The 19,263-nt window shown below is 66.5% G+C and carries 17 protein-coding genes and 1 tRNA gene; 11 read left to right on the forward strand and 7 right to left on the reverse strand.

Annotated features, from left to right (window positions below):
• Positions 1–8: 8 nt before the first annotated feature.
• Positions 9–1,775, reverse strand: coding sequence for an acyl-CoA dehydrogenase (locus BN3385_RS04625; protein ID WP_059015445.1), 1,767 nt, complete (start codon positions 1,773–1,775; stop codon positions 9–11).
• A 242-nt stretch (positions 1,776–2,017) separates the two neighbouring features.
• Here BN3385_RS04625 and BN3385_RS04630 point away from each other — a divergent pair, with 242 nt between their 5' ends.
• Positions 2,018–2,824, forward strand: a complete 807-nt coding sequence (locus tag BN3385_RS04630) for a glycoside hydrolase family 16 protein (RefSeq protein ID WP_059015446.1) — start codon at positions 2,018–2,020, stop codon at positions 2,822–2,824.
• Positions 2,825–2,830: 6 nt separating this feature from the next.
• Here the strand turns inward: BN3385_RS04630 and BN3385_RS04635 are convergent, their stop codons facing one another.
• Positions 2,831–3,244, reverse strand: coding sequence for a hypothetical protein (locus BN3385_RS04635; protein ID WP_059015447.1), 414 nt, complete (start codon positions 3,242–3,244; stop codon positions 2,831–2,833).
• 297 nt (positions 3,245–3,541) lie between these two features.
• On the opposite strand from BN3385_RS04635, the gene BN3385_RS04640 reads away from it, so the two are divergent.
• Both BN3385_RS04640 and BN3385_RS04645 read left to right on the forward strand, forming a co-directional pair.
• A complete protein-coding gene (locus tag BN3385_RS04640; RefSeq protein ID WP_059015448.1) occupies positions 3,542–6,394 on the forward strand; it encodes an MMPL/RND family transporter in 2,853 nt (950 codons plus the stop codon).
• A 69-nt stretch (positions 6,395–6,463) separates the two neighbouring features.
• A complete protein-coding gene (locus BN3385_RS04645; protein ID WP_156432555.1) occupies positions 6,464–6,811 on the forward strand; it encodes an intersectin-EH binding protein Ibp1 in 348 nt (115 codons plus the stop codon).
• Between the two features lies 1 nt (position 6,812).
• Here the strand turns inward: BN3385_RS04645 and cax are convergent, their stop codons facing one another.
• Complete coding sequence (cax, locus tag BN3385_RS04650; RefSeq protein WP_082690279.1) at positions 6,813–7,931, reverse strand: calcium/proton exchanger; 1,119 nt, start codon at positions 7,929–7,931, stop codon at positions 6,813–6,815.
• Between the two features lie 250 nt (positions 7,932–8,181).
• Between cax and BN3385_RS04655 the strand changes: the two genes are divergently transcribed.
• Complete coding sequence (locus BN3385_RS04655) at positions 8,182–8,838, forward strand: VldE C-terminal domain-containing protein (RefSeq protein WP_197415122.1); 657 nt, start codon at positions 8,182–8,184, stop codon at positions 8,836–8,838.
• Between the two features lie 64 nt (positions 8,839–8,902).
• Here the strand turns inward: BN3385_RS04655 and BN3385_RS04660 are convergent, their stop codons facing one another.
• The 4 genes from BN3385_RS04660 to BN3385_RS04675 form a co-directional block, all read right to left on the reverse strand.
• Positions 8,903–9,406 (reverse strand): EXPERA domain-containing protein, encoded by a 504-nt coding sequence (locus BN3385_RS04660; RefSeq protein ID WP_059015451.1) that lies wholly within the window; start codon positions 9,404–9,406, stop codon positions 8,903–8,905.
• Positions 9,407–9,628: 222 nt separating this feature from the next.
• Positions 9,629–10,288, reverse strand: a complete 660-nt coding sequence (locus tag BN3385_RS04665; RefSeq protein ID WP_059015452.1) for an MOSC domain-containing protein — start codon at positions 10,286–10,288, stop codon at positions 9,629–9,631.
• 120 nt (positions 10,289–10,408) lie between these two features.
• Positions 10,409–10,479 (reverse strand) — tRNA-Gly (locus BN3385_RS04670).
• A 58-nt stretch (positions 10,480–10,537) separates the two neighbouring features.
• Positions 10,538–11,392, reverse strand: coding sequence for a hypothetical protein (locus BN3385_RS04675; protein WP_231748627.1), 855 nt, complete (start codon positions 11,390–11,392; stop codon positions 10,538–10,540).
• 37 nt (positions 11,393–11,429) lie between these two features.
• On the opposite strand from BN3385_RS04675, the gene dcd reads away from it, so the two are divergent.
• The 7 genes from dcd (at position 11,430) to BN3385_RS04710 (ending at position 19,235) form a co-directional block, all read left to right on the forward strand.
• Positions 11,430–12,011 (forward strand): dCTP deaminase, encoded by a 582-nt coding sequence (dcd, locus tag BN3385_RS04680; RefSeq protein ID WP_059015454.1) that lies wholly within the window; start codon positions 11,430–11,432, stop codon positions 12,009–12,011.
• A 156-nt stretch (positions 12,012–12,167) separates the two neighbouring features.
• Positions 12,168–13,862 carry a DUF7159 family protein gene (locus BN3385_RS04685; RefSeq protein WP_231748628.1) on the forward strand — a complete coding sequence of 565 codons (1,695 nt, stop codon included), beginning with the start codon at positions 12,168–12,170 and terminating at the stop codon, positions 13,860–13,862.
• Between the two features lie 27 nt (positions 13,863–13,889).
• Entirely contained in the window at positions 13,890–15,218 is a 1,329-nt protein-coding gene (locus tag BN3385_RS04690) for a UDP-glucose dehydrogenase family protein (RefSeq protein WP_059015455.1), read from the forward strand.
• An 87-nt stretch (positions 15,219–15,305) separates the two neighbouring features.
• Positions 15,306–17,648 carry a putative bifunctional diguanylate cyclase/phosphodiesterase gene (locus tag BN3385_RS04695; protein WP_059015456.1) on the forward strand — a complete coding sequence of 781 codons (2,343 nt, stop codon included), beginning with the start codon at positions 15,306–15,308 and terminating at the stop codon, positions 17,646–17,648.
• Between the two features lie 9 nt (positions 17,649–17,657).
• Positions 17,658–18,422, forward strand: a complete 765-nt coding sequence (locus tag BN3385_RS04700; RefSeq protein WP_059015457.1) for a maleylpyruvate isomerase N-terminal domain-containing protein — start codon at positions 17,658–17,660, stop codon at positions 18,420–18,422.
• Positions 18,423–18,441: 19 nt separating this feature from the next.
• Entirely contained in the window at positions 18,442–18,816 is a 375-nt protein-coding gene (locus BN3385_RS04705; protein ID WP_059015458.1) for a nuclear transport factor 2 family protein, read from the forward strand.
• Positions 18,817–18,881: 65 nt separating this feature from the next.
• The gene (locus BN3385_RS04710; protein WP_059015459.1) at positions 18,882–19,235 is read left to right on the forward strand and encodes a VOC family protein; all 354 of its coding nucleotides are present in this window, start codon (positions 18,882–18,884) and stop codon (positions 19,233–19,235) included.
• Positions 19,236–19,263: the final 28 nt, after the last annotated feature.

A 19,263-nucleotide genomic window follows, 5' to 3' on the forward strand; every position in this document is an offset into this window, starting at 1 on the left:
GGGCCAGGTCAGAACCACTCCGGGCGCATGTCCAATGTGGTGCGATCAAGGGAACGCAGTAGCTGTAGCTGCGGGCCGGTGCGCGGAAGCTCGTAGCGGAAGAAGTACCGGGCGGCCTGGCGCTTGCCCTCGTAGAAGTCACCCGGGTGCCCGTTGGTGGCCACGAACTGCTCCAGCCACATCCAGGCAATGATGATGTGCCCGAACGCTTCCAGGTAGACGGCGCTGTTGGCCATCGCCGCTTCGACGTCGCCGGAGGCGAACATCGACATCGTCACCTCGACCAGCTGATGCCAGGACGCTTCCAGATCCGCGGCCAGGTCGGCCGCCTCGCCGCCGGCGGCTTTGGCCGCGTCTACCGTCTGCCCGATGGCCGCGCTCAGCGCCGTCAGGCTGGCGCCGCCACGCTGAGTCACCTTGCGGCCCAACAGATCCAGGCTCTGGATACCGTGGGTGCCTTCGTGGATCGGGTTGAGCCGATTGTCGCGGTAGTGCTGCTCGACGTCGTACTCGCGGGTGTAGCCGTAACCACCGAGCACCTGGATCGCCAGGCTGTTGGCCTCCACGCACCACTGCGACGGCCAGCTCTTGGCGATCGGGGTGAGGATATCGAGCAGCAGTGCCGAGGAGTCGCGTTCCTCGTCGGACTCCGCACTGTGCTGCCAGTCCACCAGCCGGGCGCAGTACAGCGCCAGGGCCAGCGATCCTTCCGCATACGACTTCTGCGCCAACAACATTCGCTTGACGTCGGCGTGGTCGACGATCGGCACCTGCGCGGTGGTGGGGTCCTTGGTGGTGATCGGACGGCCCTGCGGCCGCTCCAACGCGTACTGCAGGGACTTCAGGTACCCGGTGTAGCCCAGCGCCACCGCGCCCATGCCCACTCCGAGGCGCGCCTCGTTCATCATGTGGAACATGTAGACGATGCCGCGGTGCGGTTCGCCCACCAGATAGCCCACCGCGCCGTTGAAGTTGAGCACGGTGTTGGTGATGCCGCGCTGGCCCATCTTGTGGTTGAGGCCCGAGATCGCGACGTCGTTGCGCTGCCCGACCGCCCCGTCGTCGCCCACCAGGTACTTGGGCACGATGAACAGCGAGATGCCCTTGGTTCCGGCCGGGCCGCCCGGAATCTTGGCCAGCACCAGGTGGACGATGTTCTCCGACATCTCGTGCTCGGCGCCGGAGATCCACATTTTGGAGCCGAACAGCCGGTAGGTGCCGTCGTCCTGGGGTTCGGCGCGCGTGACGATATCGGCCAGCGACGAGCCGGCCTGCGGCTCAGACAGCGCCATCGTCCCGGTGAACCGGCCGGCGAGCATCGGATTGACGAACCGCTCCACCTGATCGGGGCTGCCGAACTTCACCAGCAGGTTGGCGTTGGCGATGGTCAGCATGAGGTAGCCCGCTGTGCTGATGTTGGCCGCCATGAACCAGGCGAAACCGGCTTGGGCGATGGTCGCCGGAAGCTGGGCCCCACCGAGTTCCTCGTCCATGCTCATGCCGGTCAGGTCGGCGGCGGCGAACGCGTCGATGGCGTCTTTGACCTCGGGGATCACCGTCACCGTCGTGCCGTCGAAGGTCGGCTCGTTCTGGTCGCTCTTCTTGTTGTGGGTGGCGAAGTATCGGGTTGCCAGGTCTTCACAGAGGTCCAGGACATCGGAGAAGGTTTCCCGGGAGTGCTCGGCGAAGCGCGCCCGTTTGGTCAGCTCGTCAGCGGCGAGCCACTCGAACAGCAGGAAATCCAGGTCACGGCGGGACAGAATGGTCGACTTCATCAGTCGCTCACGTTACGCGGGCGCTGCGGACCGCTTAGGTGAATCCGGCCGACACACGGATCGGGTCAGCCGATCGCGGGCGATCCCGTCGCGCATCGGCGTTTGCGCTGTTCACAAGCATTTCGTCAGATGCTCGGCTGCCGTTCATAATTAGCGCCGGCGTCGAACCGGCCCCAGATGCGCGGTGCGCCCCGGATCGCCTTTAAGGTTTGGGGGTGCCTGATATTGATCGCCGCAGTCTGATGGTCATGGCCGGTTTCGGTGCGATTGCCGCCGCGCTGCCCATGCCGGCGGCCGGTGCCAGTCCCGCCCGACCGGACGCGCCTGCGCCCAACGCGGCCGCTCCGGCGTACCTGTTCCACGACGAGTTCGACGGACCCGCGGGTTCGGCTCCGGACCCCTCGAAGTGGAACATCGCGAAGGCGCGCGAGACCATCAAGAACCCGGTGTTCTGGGACCGGCCCGAGAACATGGGCCAGTACCGCGACGACCGTCAGCACGTCTTCCTCGACGGCAATTCCAACCTCGTCATCCGCGCCACCCGCAACGACGGCAAGTACGTCAGCGGCAAGGTTGTCGGGACCTGGTGGGGCGGGATCGGCACCACCTGGGAAGCACGGATCAAGTTCAACTGCCTGACGGCGGGCGCCTGGCCGGCCTGGTGGCTGATGAACGATCACCCCGAAGTGGGCGGCGAAGTCGACCTCGTCGAGTGGTACGGCAACGGTGAGTGGCCGTCGGGAACCACGGTGCACGCCCGCCTGGACGGGACGTCGTTCGCGACCAACCCGGTCGGTGTCGATAGCAACTGGCACACCTGGCGGGTCACCTGGAACGACTCCGGCATGTACTTCTGGCAGGACTACGTCGACGGCAAGGAGCCGTACTTCACGGTCCCGGCCAACTCGCTGGACGACTGGCCGTTCAACTTCCCGGACTACCGGATGTTCCCGGTGCTCAACCTCGCGGTCAGCGGGTCCGGAGGTGGCGATCCGCGGCCGGGCACCTACCCCGCGGACATGCTCGTCGACTACGTCCGGGTCTGGTAGGACCCCTCAGAAGCTGTGCTCGCGCCGCTCGACGGTCTGGCTCATCGTGGTCAGCGTCGTCGCGAAGCGGTGTGCTGACCTGCGGCTGGCCCGCGAATAGGGCTGCCAGCGATCGATCGGCGTCCCGTCGACCTCGATGGTCAGGTGCACCCGCCGGTTGTGATGGCGGCGCACCGGCGAGCCGGTCTCCTCGACGTTGACGCGCAGTCCGTGCAGGGGGAGGCGCCGGGCGTTGGCGTGATAGCCCAGCACCAACTGCTGCGGAGTGATCCGCAAGCCGGCCCACGTGGCCACCACACCGTCGGCCCGGTCGCGCAGTTCCTGGGCGACGTAGCCGGAGATGGCACCGACCATCGCGACGAGGATCGGGACGGCGACGATCGCAACGGCAATGAATCCTGGACTGTGATGAAATTCCATGCCCACCCCCTCGTTCTGCGAACGACTGATGGGCGAACTTTAGAACGCCTGCACAGCCTCTGCCACAGGTACCCCGATTTTGCTTTCCGTAATCCGAATCCGTTGTGGCGCCGTCAATCTCGCACTTTCCCGAGCGTGCGAGTGTAGTTATTCGGGGGGTGGTTTAAAGCAGCTGTTTTTGCTCGGTTTTGTGCAGGAATTTGCGATTTCAGCAATCTTTCATACGGCTGCCAAATGTGACGACCGGAGGCTGGCCCCCACCAGCGGCGCAGTTATAGCTAGTATGACTAACTCATCATGACTGCTCCGACGATCGACCCTGAGCTCCGCGCTGACGAGGCGCGTCGAAGCGGCGTGGCCAAGTGGATCCGTCGGCTGGCTGTCCCGATCATTCTCGGGTGGATCGGCCTGATCGCGGTCCTCAACGTGATGGTGCCGCAGCTCGAGGACGTCGCCAAGATGCGGGCGGTCTCGATGTCGCCCCGGGAAGCCCCGTCGATCGTGGCGATGACCCGGGTCGGCAAGGTCTTCGAGGAGTCCGATTCGGACAGCTCGGCGATGATCGTGCTGGAGGGCGATCAGCCCCTGGGCGACGACGCGCACGCCTTCTACGACGACATGGTGGCCAAGCTGCGCGCCGACACCACCCACGTCCAGCACATCCAGGACTTCTGGGGTGACCCGCTGACCCGGGTCGGCGCCCAGAGCGGCGACGGCAAGGCCGTCTACGTCCAGGTGAACCTCGCCGGCAACATGGGCGAGCCGCTGAGTAACCAGTCGGTTGAAGCCGTCCAGAAGATCGTGGCGAGTCTGACGCCGCCGCCCGGGGTCAAAGTGTTCGTCACCGGTGGGCCGGCGCTGGAGGCCGACCAACAGCATGTCGGCGAGAAGAGTCTGCGGATCATCGAATTCGCGACCGTCGGCGTCATCATCTTCATGCTGCTGTTCTTCTACCGGTCGATCCTCACCGTCCTGCTGGTGCTGGTGATGCTGATTCTCGGGTTGTCGGTGACCCGGGGAGTGGTGGCCTTCCTCGGCTACCACGAGCTGATCGGCTTGTCGCCGTTCGCTACCCAACTCTTGGTGACCTTGGCGATAGCCGCGTCCACCGACTACGCGATCTTCCTTATCGGGCGATATCAAGAGGCGCGCACGGTCGGTGAGGACAAGGAATCGGCCTACTACACGATGTTCCACGGCACCGCGCACGTGGTGCTGGCCTCCGGTATGACGATCGCCGGTGCCACGTTCTGCCTGGTGTTCACCCGGCTGCCGTACTTCCAGACTCTGGGTGTGCCGATGGCCACCGGCATGGTGGTCGCCGTCCTGGTGGCGCTGACCCTGGGGCCGGCGATGATCACCGTCGCCAGCCGGTTCGGCATGCTCGAACCCAAGCGGGCCATGCGTATTCGGTTCTGGCGCAAGCTGGCGGCCGCGGTGGTTCGGTGGCCGGGCTGGGTGCTGTTCCTGACGGTGGCGGTCGCGCTGATCGGCCTGATCATGCTGCCCGGCTATCAGCCCAGCTACAACGACCGCAAGTACCTGCCGGCCGATCTGCCGGCCAACGAAGGCTTCGCCGCCGCCGAACGTCACTTCCCGATCGCGCGGCTGAATCCGGAAATCCTGATGGTGGAGACCAATCAGGACCTACGTAACTCAGCTGACTTCCTGGTGATCGAGCGGATCGCCAAGGCGGTCGCCAAGGTCCCCGGTATCGGGCGGGTGCAGTCGATCACCCGGCCTGACGGAAAACCGTTGAAGTACAGCACGATTCCGTCCCAGCTCAGCATGGGCGGCACCATGCAGACGATGAACCGGTCCTACCTGCAGGACCGGATGGCCGACATGATCGTGCAGGGCAACCTGATGCAGGACTCCATCAACACCACGACCCAGATGATCGGGTTGATGGAACGCATGAGCAGCACTATGCACAACATGGTCACCCAGACCGATCAGATGGCCGCCGACATCTTCGAATTGCGGGACCACATAGCCGATTTCGACGACTTCTTCCGGCCGATCCGCAACTACCTGTACTGGGAACCGCACTGCTACGACATTCCGGTGTGCTGGTCGTTGCGGTCGACGTTCGACAGCATCGACGGTATCGACACCATGGCCGACGACATCCAGTCGTTGCTACCCGACATGCACAAGCTCGACGAACTGATGCCGCAGATGGCCGCGATGATGGTCCCGACCGTCGAGAGCATGAAGCGGATGCGCATCATGATGCTGACCATGCAGGCCACCCAGGCCGGCCAGCAGGATCAGCAGGCCGCGATGGATCAGAACTCCACCGCAATGGGCAAGGCGTTCAACGACTCCCACAACGACGACACGTTCTATCTGCCGCCGGAGATCTTCGACAACACCGAGTTCAAGCGCGGCATGAAGAACTTCATCTCGCCGAACGGGCATGCCGTCCGGTTCATCATCTCGCATGAGGAAGATCCGCTGTCCCCCGAGGGCATCAAGCGGATCGACGCCATCAAGAATGCCGTATTCGAGGCGATGAAGGGCACACCGCTGGAGGGCTCGAAGGTCTACCTGGGTGGCACCGCCTCGGCGTTCAAGGACCTCGAGATCGGCAACGCCTACGACCTGATGATCGCCGGGGTGGCGGCGCTGACCCTGATCTTCATCATCATGCTGCTGATCACCCGAGCCATCGTCGCAGCCGCGGTGATCGTGGGTACGGTCGTGCTCTCACTGGGCGCCTCGTTCGGGATGTCGATCCTGTTGTGGCAGCACATTCTCGGCAAGGACCTGCAGTTCATGGTGATGGCCATGGCGGTGATCATCCTGTTGGCTGTCGGTGCGGACTACAACCTGTTGCTGGTTGCGCGGATGAAGGAAGAGATCGGCGCGGGCATCAACACCGGCATCATCCGTGCCATGGGTGGCAGTGGCTCGGTGGTCACCGCGGCCGGCTTGGTCTTCGCGTTCACGATGATGGCGATGTCGGTCAGTTCGATGGTGGTGGTGGCCCAGATCGGCACGACGATCGGGATGGGTCTGCTGTTCGACACCCTGATCGTGCGAGCCTTCATGACCCCGGCGATCGCGGCTCTGCTCGGCCGCTGGTTCTGGTGGCCGAAACTGGTTCGTCAGCGCCCGGCCCCGATGGGTGAGCTGGTTCGGTAACCCGGCGCAGGCTGGGCCGCTGTGGTTGACTCTTTTGCCATGTCGGCTCGGGTGGTTGTTCTGCCTCTGATGGCGGTCGCGGCGCTGGCCGCGATGGCCGTCAGCGTGGTGACGTCCAGCCCCGCCTCCCCGGCCCCGGGCGAAAAGTGCCCTACCTACGAGACTTTCGACCCGCGCACCGGTATCTGCATGCCGGGCCTTCCGCCCGATATCGTCGCAGAAACCACCGCCCCGGAGGGCGGTCTGCCGGTGGTCGACGGCATCCCGTGCACCGGGCAGAACTCCTACGAGTGCATCGGCCTGGCCGAGCAGGGGCTCGGTGTCGGGCCCACCCCGAGTGCCAGTTCGACGCTGTCGGAGAACCCCGGAACGTCGGTGGCGGTCACGGCCCCTGCCGTCGCACCCCCGAGCCCGTGACTTAGCCCCACCAGAACGAGGTGGCGATCGCGATATACAACGCGATCAGCACCGCACCCTCGAACCAGTGCGACTCCCCGTCGAAGGTCACCAGCACCGCGACGAGCGCGGACATGATCATCGAAGCCAGCAGCAGCGGTGAGAGCACGAGATCGAAGCTGGGCTGGCCGAGGAATCCCGCCGCCAGCACCACGATCGGTGCGACCGTGAGGGCGATCTGGACTGGCGACTGCAGGATCACCTGAATCGCGAAATCCATCTGGTTCTTGGCGGCCAACTGAATACCGACGACGTTCTCCACGGCATTGCCCGCGATCGCGACGATCACCAGACCGGCGAACACTTCGTTGATGCCCGCGGCATCCATCGCCGGCTGCAGGGCCGCCACGAACCACTCCGAGACAAAGGCCGCGCCCGCGCCGGTGGCGGCCAGCATGCCGATCGCCAGGGCCAGTGGCCATTCACCGTGCACCGCTGCCTTGCTCGCGGCCGCGGCGGATTCGGCATTGGCGGCGATCGGGTTGTGCTTTTCGGAGCGCAGCATGGTTGCCGGCAGCGACAGCGCGAACAGCGCCAGCATGATGACCGAGACCACGATCGAGACGGTGCGCTCGTGGGAGGCCGCCGGGGTGTGCAGGGCTGCGGTCAGGGACGGCACCGCCAGGATGAACACCGCCAGGGTGAACATCAGACCCAATGTGCGGGAGTCGTCGGCGGCGAAACGCTGCCTGCCGTGCTTGAGCCCACCGACCATGATGGCGGCGCCCAGAACCAGCAGCGCGTTGGCCAGGATGGAGCCGACCAGCGTGGCCTTGACCACGTCGAACAGGCCCGCTTTCAGGGCAAACAGGATGACGAACAGCTCCGGCAGGTTGCCCAGCGCGGTCTGCAGTAGGCCGGTGGCCTTGGCGCCGAGTCGGTCGCCGAGTGCCTCGACGGAGCGGCCGACCAGCGAGGCCAGGGCGGCCAGCGCGGCCGCGGACAGCAGGAAGGCGGCCACGGCGTTGCCGTTGCCGAAATGCAGCGCTGCTGCGGCGGCCCCGGCGCCCAGCGTGACGGCGATGGTGATGAGGTCGCGGCGGGTCCACATCGGCGCTGCGGTGGTGTGGCTGGTGGTCACACGTTCCCCCTCTGTTGTCGAAACCTTTTGTGGCGCAGAGGCGTTCGCGTCACCTCGATCAGGTGTCGTGGGGTGCCGCGCTCATCAGGCCCACCGCGGCAGCGTACGACAGCCGGTCGCCGCAGGCGCGCCGATCGGGCAAAGAGCGGTGCGTGCTGCCTGGGCGCCGCGGCTCCGAATCGGAGAATGGTGAATTTAAAGATTCGATACGTTGCTGTTATTGGTTCGTGATCACGCTATTGTGTCATTCGTGGGACGCCACCTATTTGCCAAGAAGCGGCGCAGACCAGCAATGGTCCTCGCCGCCGTTGGCGTCCCCGTCGCCCTGGCGCTGGTCGTCGGGGGCGACGTGCAACCGCTGGCCGCCCAGAAGGAGCCGGCGCCGGCCGTCGTCGAGAGCGCACCGTGCTGCCTGCAGCTCGTAGTGGCCGATGCGGCGACAGCCGCTCCCGGTGACCCGGTGGGCGTCGCTTTCGCGGCGCAGGCGTCCCGCGCGTCGCGGTGGGTGGTGGATACCCGGTCGCGCTTCCTGCCCGTCGGGCTGGCCCCGGAGCGGGGTCTGCAGGTCAAGACCATTCTGGTGTCCCGCGCCATCAGTGCCGAGTTCCCCCAGATCCACAGCATGGGCGGGGTCCGCCCGGATGCGCTGCGCTGGCATCCCGAAGGCCTGGCGGTCGACGTGATGATCCCCAACCCGGGAAGTGCTGAGGGCATCGCACTGGGCAACGCCATCGTGGAGTACGTCTTCAAGAACGCCAAGCGGTTCGGGATCCAGGACGCGATCTGGCGCGGTGTCTACTACACCCCGAGTGGACCGTCAGGCTTCGGCTACGGCCATTACGACCATGTGCACGTCACGACGACCGGCGGCGGATACCCGACCGGTGATGAGGTCTACTACCGCTGAGTGCGGCTCATCGAGTGTGCGTGTACGGCGGGATTTCGCGCGATTACCCGCCCGGGACGCACACTCAAACGGCGGTCTTCGACAAGTTCACGCCGTACGGCCAGAACCGGTAGGCCACCAACATCGGCACGATCGCCCAGGGCAGGTTCATCGGCAGGTAGACGGCCAGATGCGGGGGAGCGTCCGGACCCAGGAACGTCTGCATGAAGTAGAAGTACATGTTCATCACGGCGCTGACTGAATAGACCAGGGCCAGGATGCCCAGCCACGGCCACTGCTTGAGCTTCCACAGTCCGATGGTCAGCACGATGAGGAACGGCAGCTGGACGAAGGCGTCGTAGAGCAGTGAGGCCTGCAACGTCGGCGGCATGACCAGATGCTGCGGTTCCTGCTCGACGGCCCAGGTGTGCAGGGCGCGTAGCACCGGCCACGGACTGTCGGTGGCGACGGGGATCCCGATCGCCTCCGGGAGGCTGAGCGCGACGGCGTTGATGATGCCCAGGATGAAGGCCGGGATCAGCAGGTAATCGATCGGCCGCCGCACCAGCCGGCGTGACGTCGTTGTCATCGGGTCAATGTAAGGCGGGAGCGCGAATTCGTGGCGCCGGTAATGGGACTGGGGCCGTGCTCCCAACATCAGAAGCCAAGAACGAGTAGCCGAACAACACGTGGTGAATTCCATTTCGGTCCGTGATGATATCGACTGCAAGCCGGGTGCTGTGGAGAGCTTCCACGTCGACGCCTGCATCAAACCGCGTACGCCTGCGAGTCGCGGGCCATGGATCGGCCGTTACTGCCGGCTCTTGGCGAAGTCTTTCAGTTCGGCTGAGAGGGCTTCGGCAGCCAGCAGCTGCGGAGCAAGGGCCGGCTCGGTCATTCGGGCGCGGAAGGCTAGCTCGATGGTCACGTCGTGCTCCGGACGGTAGTCGATCAGAACCTCGTCGCCACTGCGCACGGTTCCCGGTGATATCACGCGCAGGTAAGCACCGGGCTTGGCCGCCGTGGTGAAGGTCTTGACCCATCGGTTCACGTCAAGGAAGGCCTTGAAGGTATTGCACGGTATGCGCGGGGCGGAGACCTCGAGCACCAGCCCATCGGTGCCGATCCGCCAGCGTTCGCCGATCAGGGCGTGCGAAACCTCGACTCCCAGCGTGGTGAGGTTCTCGCCGAACATTCCGTTCGTCAGTGGCCGACCGAGTTCGCTCTCCCACCCGTCGAGGTCCTCTCGGGCGTAGGCGTAAACCGCTTGATCGTCACCGCCATGGACCTTGTGGTTGCCGATGGTGTCGCCGACGAGGCCGCTGCCGAGACCGTCGTGCATCGGACCTGGCGCCCGCACTAAGACAGCGTCAGGTGTCGGGGCTTTGTCGATACCGGTCGGCCTGCCGCGCGCGGCCGGATCGGGATTCGGCCGAACTTGAGCCAGATTGACCGACAACACTTTTGCCATCAGGTCAGATTAGTGCCGATATCGTGCGGGCTCAGCGCTTGAGTGGGCCGGAATCCGAGGCAGTGAACCGCGGGGCGTGGGGGGATGGTTCCAGGTTGGCATCAGGGAGCGGGAAGTGAGAGCCGATGACGGGAATCGAACCCGCGTATTCAGCTTGGGAAGCTGATGTTCTGCCATTGAACTACATCGGCATGTGGTGCTGTCGAAGGATAGCAACCCGACGCCGGGAGTTCACACGGCTCCGGTGATTCACCCGACCGACTCGTTGACGAACACGCACTCGTCCTCGAGCGTGTCGAGCATGCCGGGGATCGACACGTTCAGCCGCCGCAACGCCCGATAGGTCAGGTTCTGCGTCGAGCGGCTGCCAGAACCGTTGGCAAATACCGAGTTTCGGTAGTCATCCAACCGGGTGTCCAGCGCACCGAACCGCGCACAGTCGAAACCCTTCTTGTTCGCCGTGTAGGCCTTCACCAGGTCGTTGTACGCACCGATGAACATCCGCAAGTCCTTGTCCATCTGCGTACGGTCGAACCGATCCGGCTGCTGCACCGGCGTCTGGATCCAGCGGGCGGCCGAGATCGAGTACTGGCCTTGCCCGGGCTGGGCGCGGTAGCGCTCGGTGCGCTCGGCGTGAAACGTCAGCTCCAACGGCACCCCGTTGAAGGTGATGTGTCCCTCCTGGCGCCGCTCCACGTCGTCGTTGAGCAGCCTGAGCACCCCGTCGAGTTGCCCCGGCGACAGCGACGTCGAATGCACGAACACATGCACCCCGAAATCGGAGGTGTCGTCGTACTCGTAGGACGCGTTGCTGCCGAACAGTTCCACCGAATCCACCGTCAGGCCCGCGATACCGGACGTGGCCACCACCCGGTCGACGACCTTCAGCGTCATCGAGCGCACGTCCTGGCGCATGGCGGTCCCGTCCCAGATCCGTGGGTCCAGCTCGGTGGGGAACGTCGTGATCGCGTCGATCGCCGTGGCCACCGCCCGATCCGATCCGTCGGCCAGCGGCATCGCGGCCGGCGCGGGCGCGCGCTGCGGTGCCGCGCACGCGGTCAGCACCAGCAGGGCAGCAGCCATCCGCGCAACGTTTGACGCCATCCCCATCTCTCCCCCTTGGCAGCTATACGCTCATCGCGTGCTGCTCTCCGATCGTGACATCCGTGCCGCCATCTCCGACGGCAGACTCGGCATTGACCCGTTCGACGACTCCCTGGTGCAGCCGTCGAGCGTGGACGTCCGGTTGGACAACCTCTTCCGGGTGTTCAACAACACCCGCTACACCCACATCGACCCCGCCAAGCAGCAGGACGAGCTGACCACCCTGGTCCAGGCCGTCGACGGCGAGCCGTTCGTGCTGCACCCCGGCGAGTTCGTCCTCGGATCGACGCTGGAGTGCTGCAGCCTGCCCGACGACCTCGCCGGCCGACTGGAGGGCAAGTCCTCGCTGGGCCGGCTGGGACTGCTGACGCACTCCACCGCCGGGTTCATCGACCCCGGTTTCTCCGGGCACATCACCCTGGAGCTGTCCAACGTCGCCAACCTGCCGATCACGCTGTGGCCCGGGATGAAGATCGGCCAGCTCTGCCTGCTGCGGCTCACCAGCCCTGCCGAGCACCCGTACGGCAGCGCCAAGGTCGGCTCGAAATACCAGGGTCAGCGCGGTCCCACACCATCGCGTTCGTATCAGAACTTCATCCAGTCGCCGCGCGGCGAGTAACCTCGAACCTCCAGGGTCAGCTGCGCCCCGCCAGCTAAGCCGATTGGCTGTAACACCGCCCCTACCTGCGGCGATGAAACTTCTAGGTCGACCGGCTTCCGCCGGGGGAGCGCGGTAGCGGGTCGGGACCAGCTAGCAAACAACCTTGGAGGGTTCGTGGACATCGTGCTTGGTGTGTCGATGACACCAACAACGGTCCGCATGGTGCTGGTCGAAGGCGAGAAGGCCGACGGGATCACCGTCGACCACGACGCGTTCGACATCAGCACCGATGAAGGCACGGCAACCACAGCTGCCGACCAGGTGATCGCTGCCATCCTGGGCACCCGGGAGAGCGCGCAAGAGGGTGGCCACCGCCTGATCGCGACCGGCGTCACGTGGACCGACTACGTCGGCGCCGCCGAACTGCGCGAGGCGCTGGCCGCCCGCAAGATCGACGACGTCGTCCTGGTGTCCGAGCTGCACGCCGCCGGTGCGCTGGCCCAGGCGGTCGGACAAGCCGTCGGCTACGACCGCACCGCCCTGATGTTCCTCGAGCGTGACACTGCGACCCTGTCGGTGGTGCAGACCGCGACCGGCGACATCGTCAAGGTCGAAAGCCAGAGCCTGCACGCCCCCGATGCGGTGGCCGAACTGACCCGGATGGTCACCGATCTCGAAGACCTGGCCGAGCCGCCGCAGGGCCTGTTCATGGTCGGCTCCGGCATCGACGTCGCCGCCGTCAAGTCGCAGGTCGCGCAAGGCACGACGCTTCCGGTGCACGCGCCGGATGAAGCTGAGCTGGCCTTGGCCCGCGGTGCCGCCCTGGCATCGGCGACCACGCCTCGCTACGAGGCCTCCACCGTCGGCCTGGCTTACGCCCAGGACCGCGAGGGCACCACCGCCGGCGCCGCGTACTCCGCGGGCGCCGACACCGAGATGGCCGCCGGCGCCACCCAGATGGCCGCCGCCGGATACATGGCCCCGCTGGGCTACAGCGAAGTGCCCGACGAGGACCTGGGCTACGACGCGGTGCCCGCCGACTTCGACGAGGTCGACGACGACGTCGTCGAGGAGCCCGGACGTAAGCCGTTCCTGCTGGTCGGCAGCGCGCTGACCTCGGTCTTCGTGGTCGGGGTGGTGGCGCTGGTGATCTCGCTGGCGGTCAGCATCCGGCCCACCGTCGACCAGCGGCCCAGCCCGGGCGAGAGCGTCATCGTCCCCAGCAGCCAGGCACCGGCCCCGGCGACACCGGAAGCCCAGGTGCCCGCACCGGCGCCGTCGTCGCCCGCCGAGACGATCCAGGAACCGGTCCAGGTGGTGCAACAGGCGCCGCGCACGGTCTTCGTGACTCCGGCGCCGAAGGCACCCGCGCCCGCACCGGCGGCCCCGGCACCGGTGCCCGAGGCACCCGCTCCCGCACCGGCCGCACCGGCGCCCGCACCCGTGGTGCAGGCCCCGGCCCCGGTGATTCAAGCACCGGTCATCGCGCCGCCGATCGTGGTGCTGCCCCCGCTGCTGCCGCCGTTCCTGCGGCCCCGCACCCCGCAATATCCGCAGTACACACCGACTCCGACGTACACCCCGACGCCGACGTACACCCCACCGACGTCGACACCGACTCCGACGTACACCGCGCCGCCGACGTACACGCCGCTGCCGACCTACACCCCGGAGCCCACCTACACTACGGTTCTAGTGGTTCCGGTGGCTCAGGATCGGACTCCGACGGCGGATCGCATGGCAGCAGCGGCCGCGGGTCCGGCGGCGGGGGGTCGCAGAACCCGATCTGGCCGTTGTTCCCCGGTTTCGGTCACTGAGACCCGAGTTCACCCGCCGTTAGCCCGGCGCTTGGTGTCGCGATGCAGTTAGCTCATCGCCGCTGCCTATAGAGGCAGTATGCGATGCACTGTATTCGGTACCGGCTACCTGGGAGCCACGCACGCCGCCGGGATGGCCGCACTGGGCCACGAGGTTGTCGGCGTCGACATCGACCCCGGCAAGATCGCGAAACTGTCCGCCGGCGACATCCCGTTCTACGAACCGGGACTGGCAAAAGTGTTGCGGGACAACTTGTCTGCCGGTCGGCTGCGCTTCACCACCGACTATGAACTGGCCGCCGACTTCGCCGACGTGCATTTCCTGGGCGTCGGCACCCCGCAGAAGAAGGGCGAGTACGGCGCCGACCTGCGCCACGTCAATGCCGTGATCGACGAACTCGTCCCGCGGCTGACCCGGCCAGCCGTGATCGTCGGCAAATCGACTGTGCCGGTGGGCACCGCGGCCGAGCTCGCCCGGCGGGCGCAGTCGCTGACCCGCGACGGCGTCGACGTCGAAGTCGCCTGGAACCCGGAATTCCTCCGGGAAGGATTCGCAGTGCACGACACCCTGCACCCCGACCGCATCGTCGTTGGGGTGCAACCGGATTCGACCCGGGCTGAAGCCGCGTTGCGCGAGATGTATGCACCGCTGCTGGCCGACGACGTGCCGTTCCTGCTCACCGATCTGCAGACCGCTGAACTGGTCAAGGTCTCGGCCAACGCGTTTCTGGCCACCAAGATCTCGTTCATCAATGCGATCTCGGAGGTGTGTGAGGCAGCCGGCGCCGATGTCCGCGTGCTGGCCGACGCGCTGGGCTATGACCCGCGCATCGGCCGCCGCTTCCTCAACGCCGGACTCGGGTTCGGCGGTGGTTGCCTGCCCAAGGACATTCGCGCGTTCATGGCCCGTGCCGGCGAACTCGGCGCCAATCACGCCCTGACATTCCTGCGGGAGGTGGACAGCATCAACATGCGCCGTCGCACCCGCATGGTGGAACTGGCCACCACCGCCTGCGGCGGCTCGCTGCTGGGCGCCAACGTCGCTGTGCTCGGGGCGGCGTTCAAGCCCGAATCCGACGATGTGCGCGACTCCCCGGCCCTCAACGTGGCCGGCATGCTGCAACTCAACGGTGCCACCGTCAACGTCTACGACCCGAAGGCGATGGAGAACTCGCAGCGGCTGTTTCCCACGCTCAACTACTCGACCTCGGCGCTGGAGGCCTGCGACCGCGCCGACGCGGTGCTGGTGCTCACCGAGTGGCAGGAATTCCTCGACCTCGAGCCGCACACCCTGGCAGCCACGGTGCGGGCCCAGGTGATCGTCGACGGCCGCAACTGCCTGGACAACGAACGCTGGTCGGCTGCCGGCTGGACCGTCCACGCGCTGGGACGGCCGCCCGCGCGCTAACGCGTCACTCGGCCACATCCGGCGTCATCGCGCCTTAAGATCGCTTTGCCCGCAAATAGTCGGGCCGATGCCGGGGGAGGTGGCGATGTGTTGAAGACCTCGCACATCGCGACTGCCGCCGCCGCCGTGTTCGTCGTCTTCGTCGGGTGGATCATCGGCGGCCTCTCGCACGGGACATCGCTGCAGGCCGTCGACGACATCGTCTTCGTGGTCCTCACCATCCCGTCGGTCATCCTGGCCGCCATGGCGGCACGTTCCACGAACGGCCGGCTGCGCGCGGCGTGGATCGCCATGGCCATCGGGTTGGTGGGCTGGGCCGTCGGCGACATCCTCTGGGCCTACTACGAACTGTCCGCCGACGAGGTGCCCTTCCCGTCGCTTGCCGACGCGGCCTACCTGATCATGCCCGTCGGCTTCTGCGTCGGCCTGCTGCTGTTCCCCGCCGATCGCAGCCGCCAGTTCCGTGGGCGCATGCTGCTCGACGGTCTGATCGTGGCCGGATCGTTGTTCCTGGCCAGCTGGGTGACGATCCTGCGGCCGCTGTATGAGGCCGGTGCCGACACCACGCTGACTCTCGTGCTCTCACTGGCCTATCCGGTCTCCGATGTGGTGATCCTGACCATCGCCGCGGTCGCAGCCGTCCGGGCCGCTCCCGACCAGCGTCTGGTGCTGAGCCTGCTCACTGTCGCGATGACTTGTATTGCCCTGTCCGACAGTGCCTTTGCCTACCTGTCGCTCAAGAGCGAATACACCAGCGGCAACGTGATCGATATCGGGTGGGTGGCCGGGCTGCTGCTCATCATGGTCGCGGCGACGGCGAGCCGGGAAGGTGCCCATGACACGCGCCGCCAGGTGTCGCTGCCGGGATGGGCGTCCATCTGGTTCCCGTACGCACCGCTGTTACTGGTCGGCATCGTGGCGGCCACCGAACCTCCGTCGACATTCCAGACGCCGTTGGTGGAATTCGTCGGCGCGCTGCTGGTGGTGACGGTGTTGGCCCGTCAGTTCGTCGCGGTCAGTGAGAACAGGCGCCTGCTGAAAGTCGTTGCCGAACAAGCCCTGCGTGATCCGCTGACGGGGCTGGGCAACCGCGCGATGTTCGCCGACCGGCTGGACCTGGCGATGGGCCAGCGGGCCCGGGACAACACCCCGGTGAGCCTGATCGCGCTGGACCTCAACGATTTCAAGCTCGTCAACGACACGTTGGGGCATGCCGCCGGTGACGACCTGCTCAACCGGGCCGGCGAACGGATCCTCGGCTGCGTCCGCAACAGCGACACCGTGGCCCGCCTCGGCGGTGATGAGTTCGTGGTCCTGGTCGAAGGTGATGCCGCCACTGCGGATCGGATCGCGCAGCGGGTGGTGACCTCGTTCGACAAGCCGTTCCTCATCGAGGGCCACGAACTGTTCATCCGCCCCAGCGTGGGACTGGCGGTCGCCGACACCGGTCAGGGCGCGCTGTCGGCTGAGGATCTGCTCAAGCAAGCCGACGTGGCGATGTACTCGGCCAAGAAGGCCAGGAGCCATGGGGTGCAGCGGTTTTCCCCGGAGATGTACCGGATGGCCGATGACGGCTCGCTCAACCGACTGGGTGGCGCAGCAGGACAATCGGATCGAGTCGTCGACGCCCAGCTTGCCGAACTCCGGCAGGCCATCGACCAGTTCGAACTCACCGTCCTGTACCAACCCAAGGTCGACATCCGCACCCAACACATCGGCGGCGTCGAGGCGCTGGTGCGCTGGCGGCATCCCGAGCGCGGACTGCTGGGTCCCGACGAGTTCCTGCCGCTGGTCCGCCGCTACGGCCTGATGGGATCCATCACCGAACTCGTCATCAACATGGCCCTCGACGATGTGCTGCAGTTCCGCACGGTGGCGCCGGATCTCTCTGTCGCGGTGAACATCTCCGCGCCGCTGTTCGCCGACACCCACTTGCCCACCCGGGTGGCGCGCGCGCTGGCCGACCGGAATCTCAGTTCCTCCGCACTCACCCTGGAGATCACCGAGGACCTGCTGCTGGGCAATCTGGAGAAGACCCGGGAAGTGCTCGATGTGTTGCGCGGCAACGGAATCGCGATCGCCATCGACGACTTCGGCAGCGGCTACTCCACCCTGGCCTACCTCTGCGACCTTCCCGTCGACGAAGTGAAACTGGACCGCGAACTCGTCGCCGCCGTCGTCGACGACGCCCGGGTCGCCACGGTGGTGCGTTACAGCGTGGACCTGGCCCACGAACTGGGTCTGACGACGGTCGCCGAGGGTGTCGAAAGTGCCGACCTGGCAGCCCGGGTCGCCGAACTGGGCTGCGACGTGATGCAGGGCTTCTACTACAGCCCGCCGGTACCGCCCCTGGAACTGCTGCAGATTCTCTTGGCGGCCAACAGCCCCGCACAACCGATCCCCGGTCGGCATTCACACCATCTGACGTAGGTTGCGACTATGGATTTCCCCGAAGAGCTGATCACCGAGAACGCGGCCTTCGCCGAACTCTTCTACGACGCCGACCTGTCGACCCCGGTGCCGACCTGCCCGGAGTGGACGCTCGCGCAGCTGATGCGCCATGTCGGCCGGGGTGACCGCTGGTGCACGCAGATCGTGGCCCAGCAGTCGATGGACGCCATCGACCCGCGCACCGTCGCCGGGGGTAAGCCCCCGGAGGGCCGCGACAACGAGCTGGCCTGGCTGCACGAGGGCCCGCAGATGCTGATCGAGGCCGTCGCCCGAACCGGCCCGGACACCCCCGTGTGGACCTTCCTGGGACCCCGGCCGGCGAAGTGGTGGATCCGGCGTCGCCTGCACGAGACCGCCGTGCACCGCGCCGATGCCGCCCTGGCCCTGGGGGCCGGCTTCTACCTCGACCCGGCGGTCGCGGCCGACGGCATCACCGAGTACCTCGAGCGGGTGTTCGTGCGCGCCGACGCCGAAGGACCGGCCGGCGGGGACCGGCCGCTCGGCGACGGCCAGTCGCTGCACCTGCACGCCACCGACCCCGGCCTCGGGACCGCCGGCGAGTGGACCATCCTGGGTCGGCCCGACGGGATCGCCGTGGACCACGAGCACGGCAAGGCCACCACCGCCCTGCGCGGCCCGGCTCGCGACCTGCTGCTGGCGATCGTGCGCCGCGCCCCGGTGGCCGAGCTGGACATCGAGATGTTCGGCGAAGCGCACGTCTGGGACACCTGGTTGGCCCGCACGCCGTTCTGAGCCGGTAACTTGAGCCTTCATGAGCACCTCTGAGATCGCCACCGTTCTCGCCTGGCATGACGCGCTGAACTCCTCGGACCTCGACACCCTGGTGTCGCTGTCCAGCGACGACATCGAGATCGGCGACGCCAACGGCGCCGCGCAGGGTCATGCCGCACTGCGCGACTGGGCGCAGGGCTCCACGGTGGCCATCGAGGTCGGCCAGATCTACTACCACGACGGCGTCGTCGTCGTCGAAGAGCAACTGACGTCGAAGTCCGATCCCGCCGACACCAGCACCGCGGCCTCGGCGTTCCGGGTGGTCCACGACCACGTCACCTCGGTGTTCCGCCACGACAGCCTGGCCGCCGCGCTGGAGGCCACCGAGCTGACCGACGAGGACCTGCAGGTCTGATCACCCTCACCGATGACTTCGGCGAGCCGGGGTAGTCACACCCTCTGAGACAGGAGGTGTGAAACATGGCGATTGATCATGTGCTGGCCGTCGTCCCCGTGCGCGACGTCGACACCAGCGGCCGCTGGTACGCGACCTTGTTCGGCAGGCCCGCCGACAACCATCCCATGCCCACGCTGCTGGAGTGGCAGGTCCGTCCCGGCGCGTGGGTGCAGGTGTTCGACGAGCCCGGGAAGGCCGGCGGCGGGCTGCTCAACTTTGCGGTCGACGATCTCGACGGCCACCTCGAGGAGCTGCGCGGCCGCGGCCTGATGCCCGGCGCGATCGTCGAGGCGAACAAGGGTGTGCGGTTGTCGACGCTGGCCGATCCCGACGGCAACCAGATCACGCTCATCGGGGGATTCCGCGTCGAGTACTGACGGCGGCACCGGGCGGGCTGGACTGTGG

The sequence above is a fragment of the Mycobacterium sp. M26 genome, from assembly GCF_001494595.1.
GTDB lineage: Bacteria > Actinomycetota > Actinomycetes > Mycobacteriales > Mycobacteriaceae > Mycobacterium.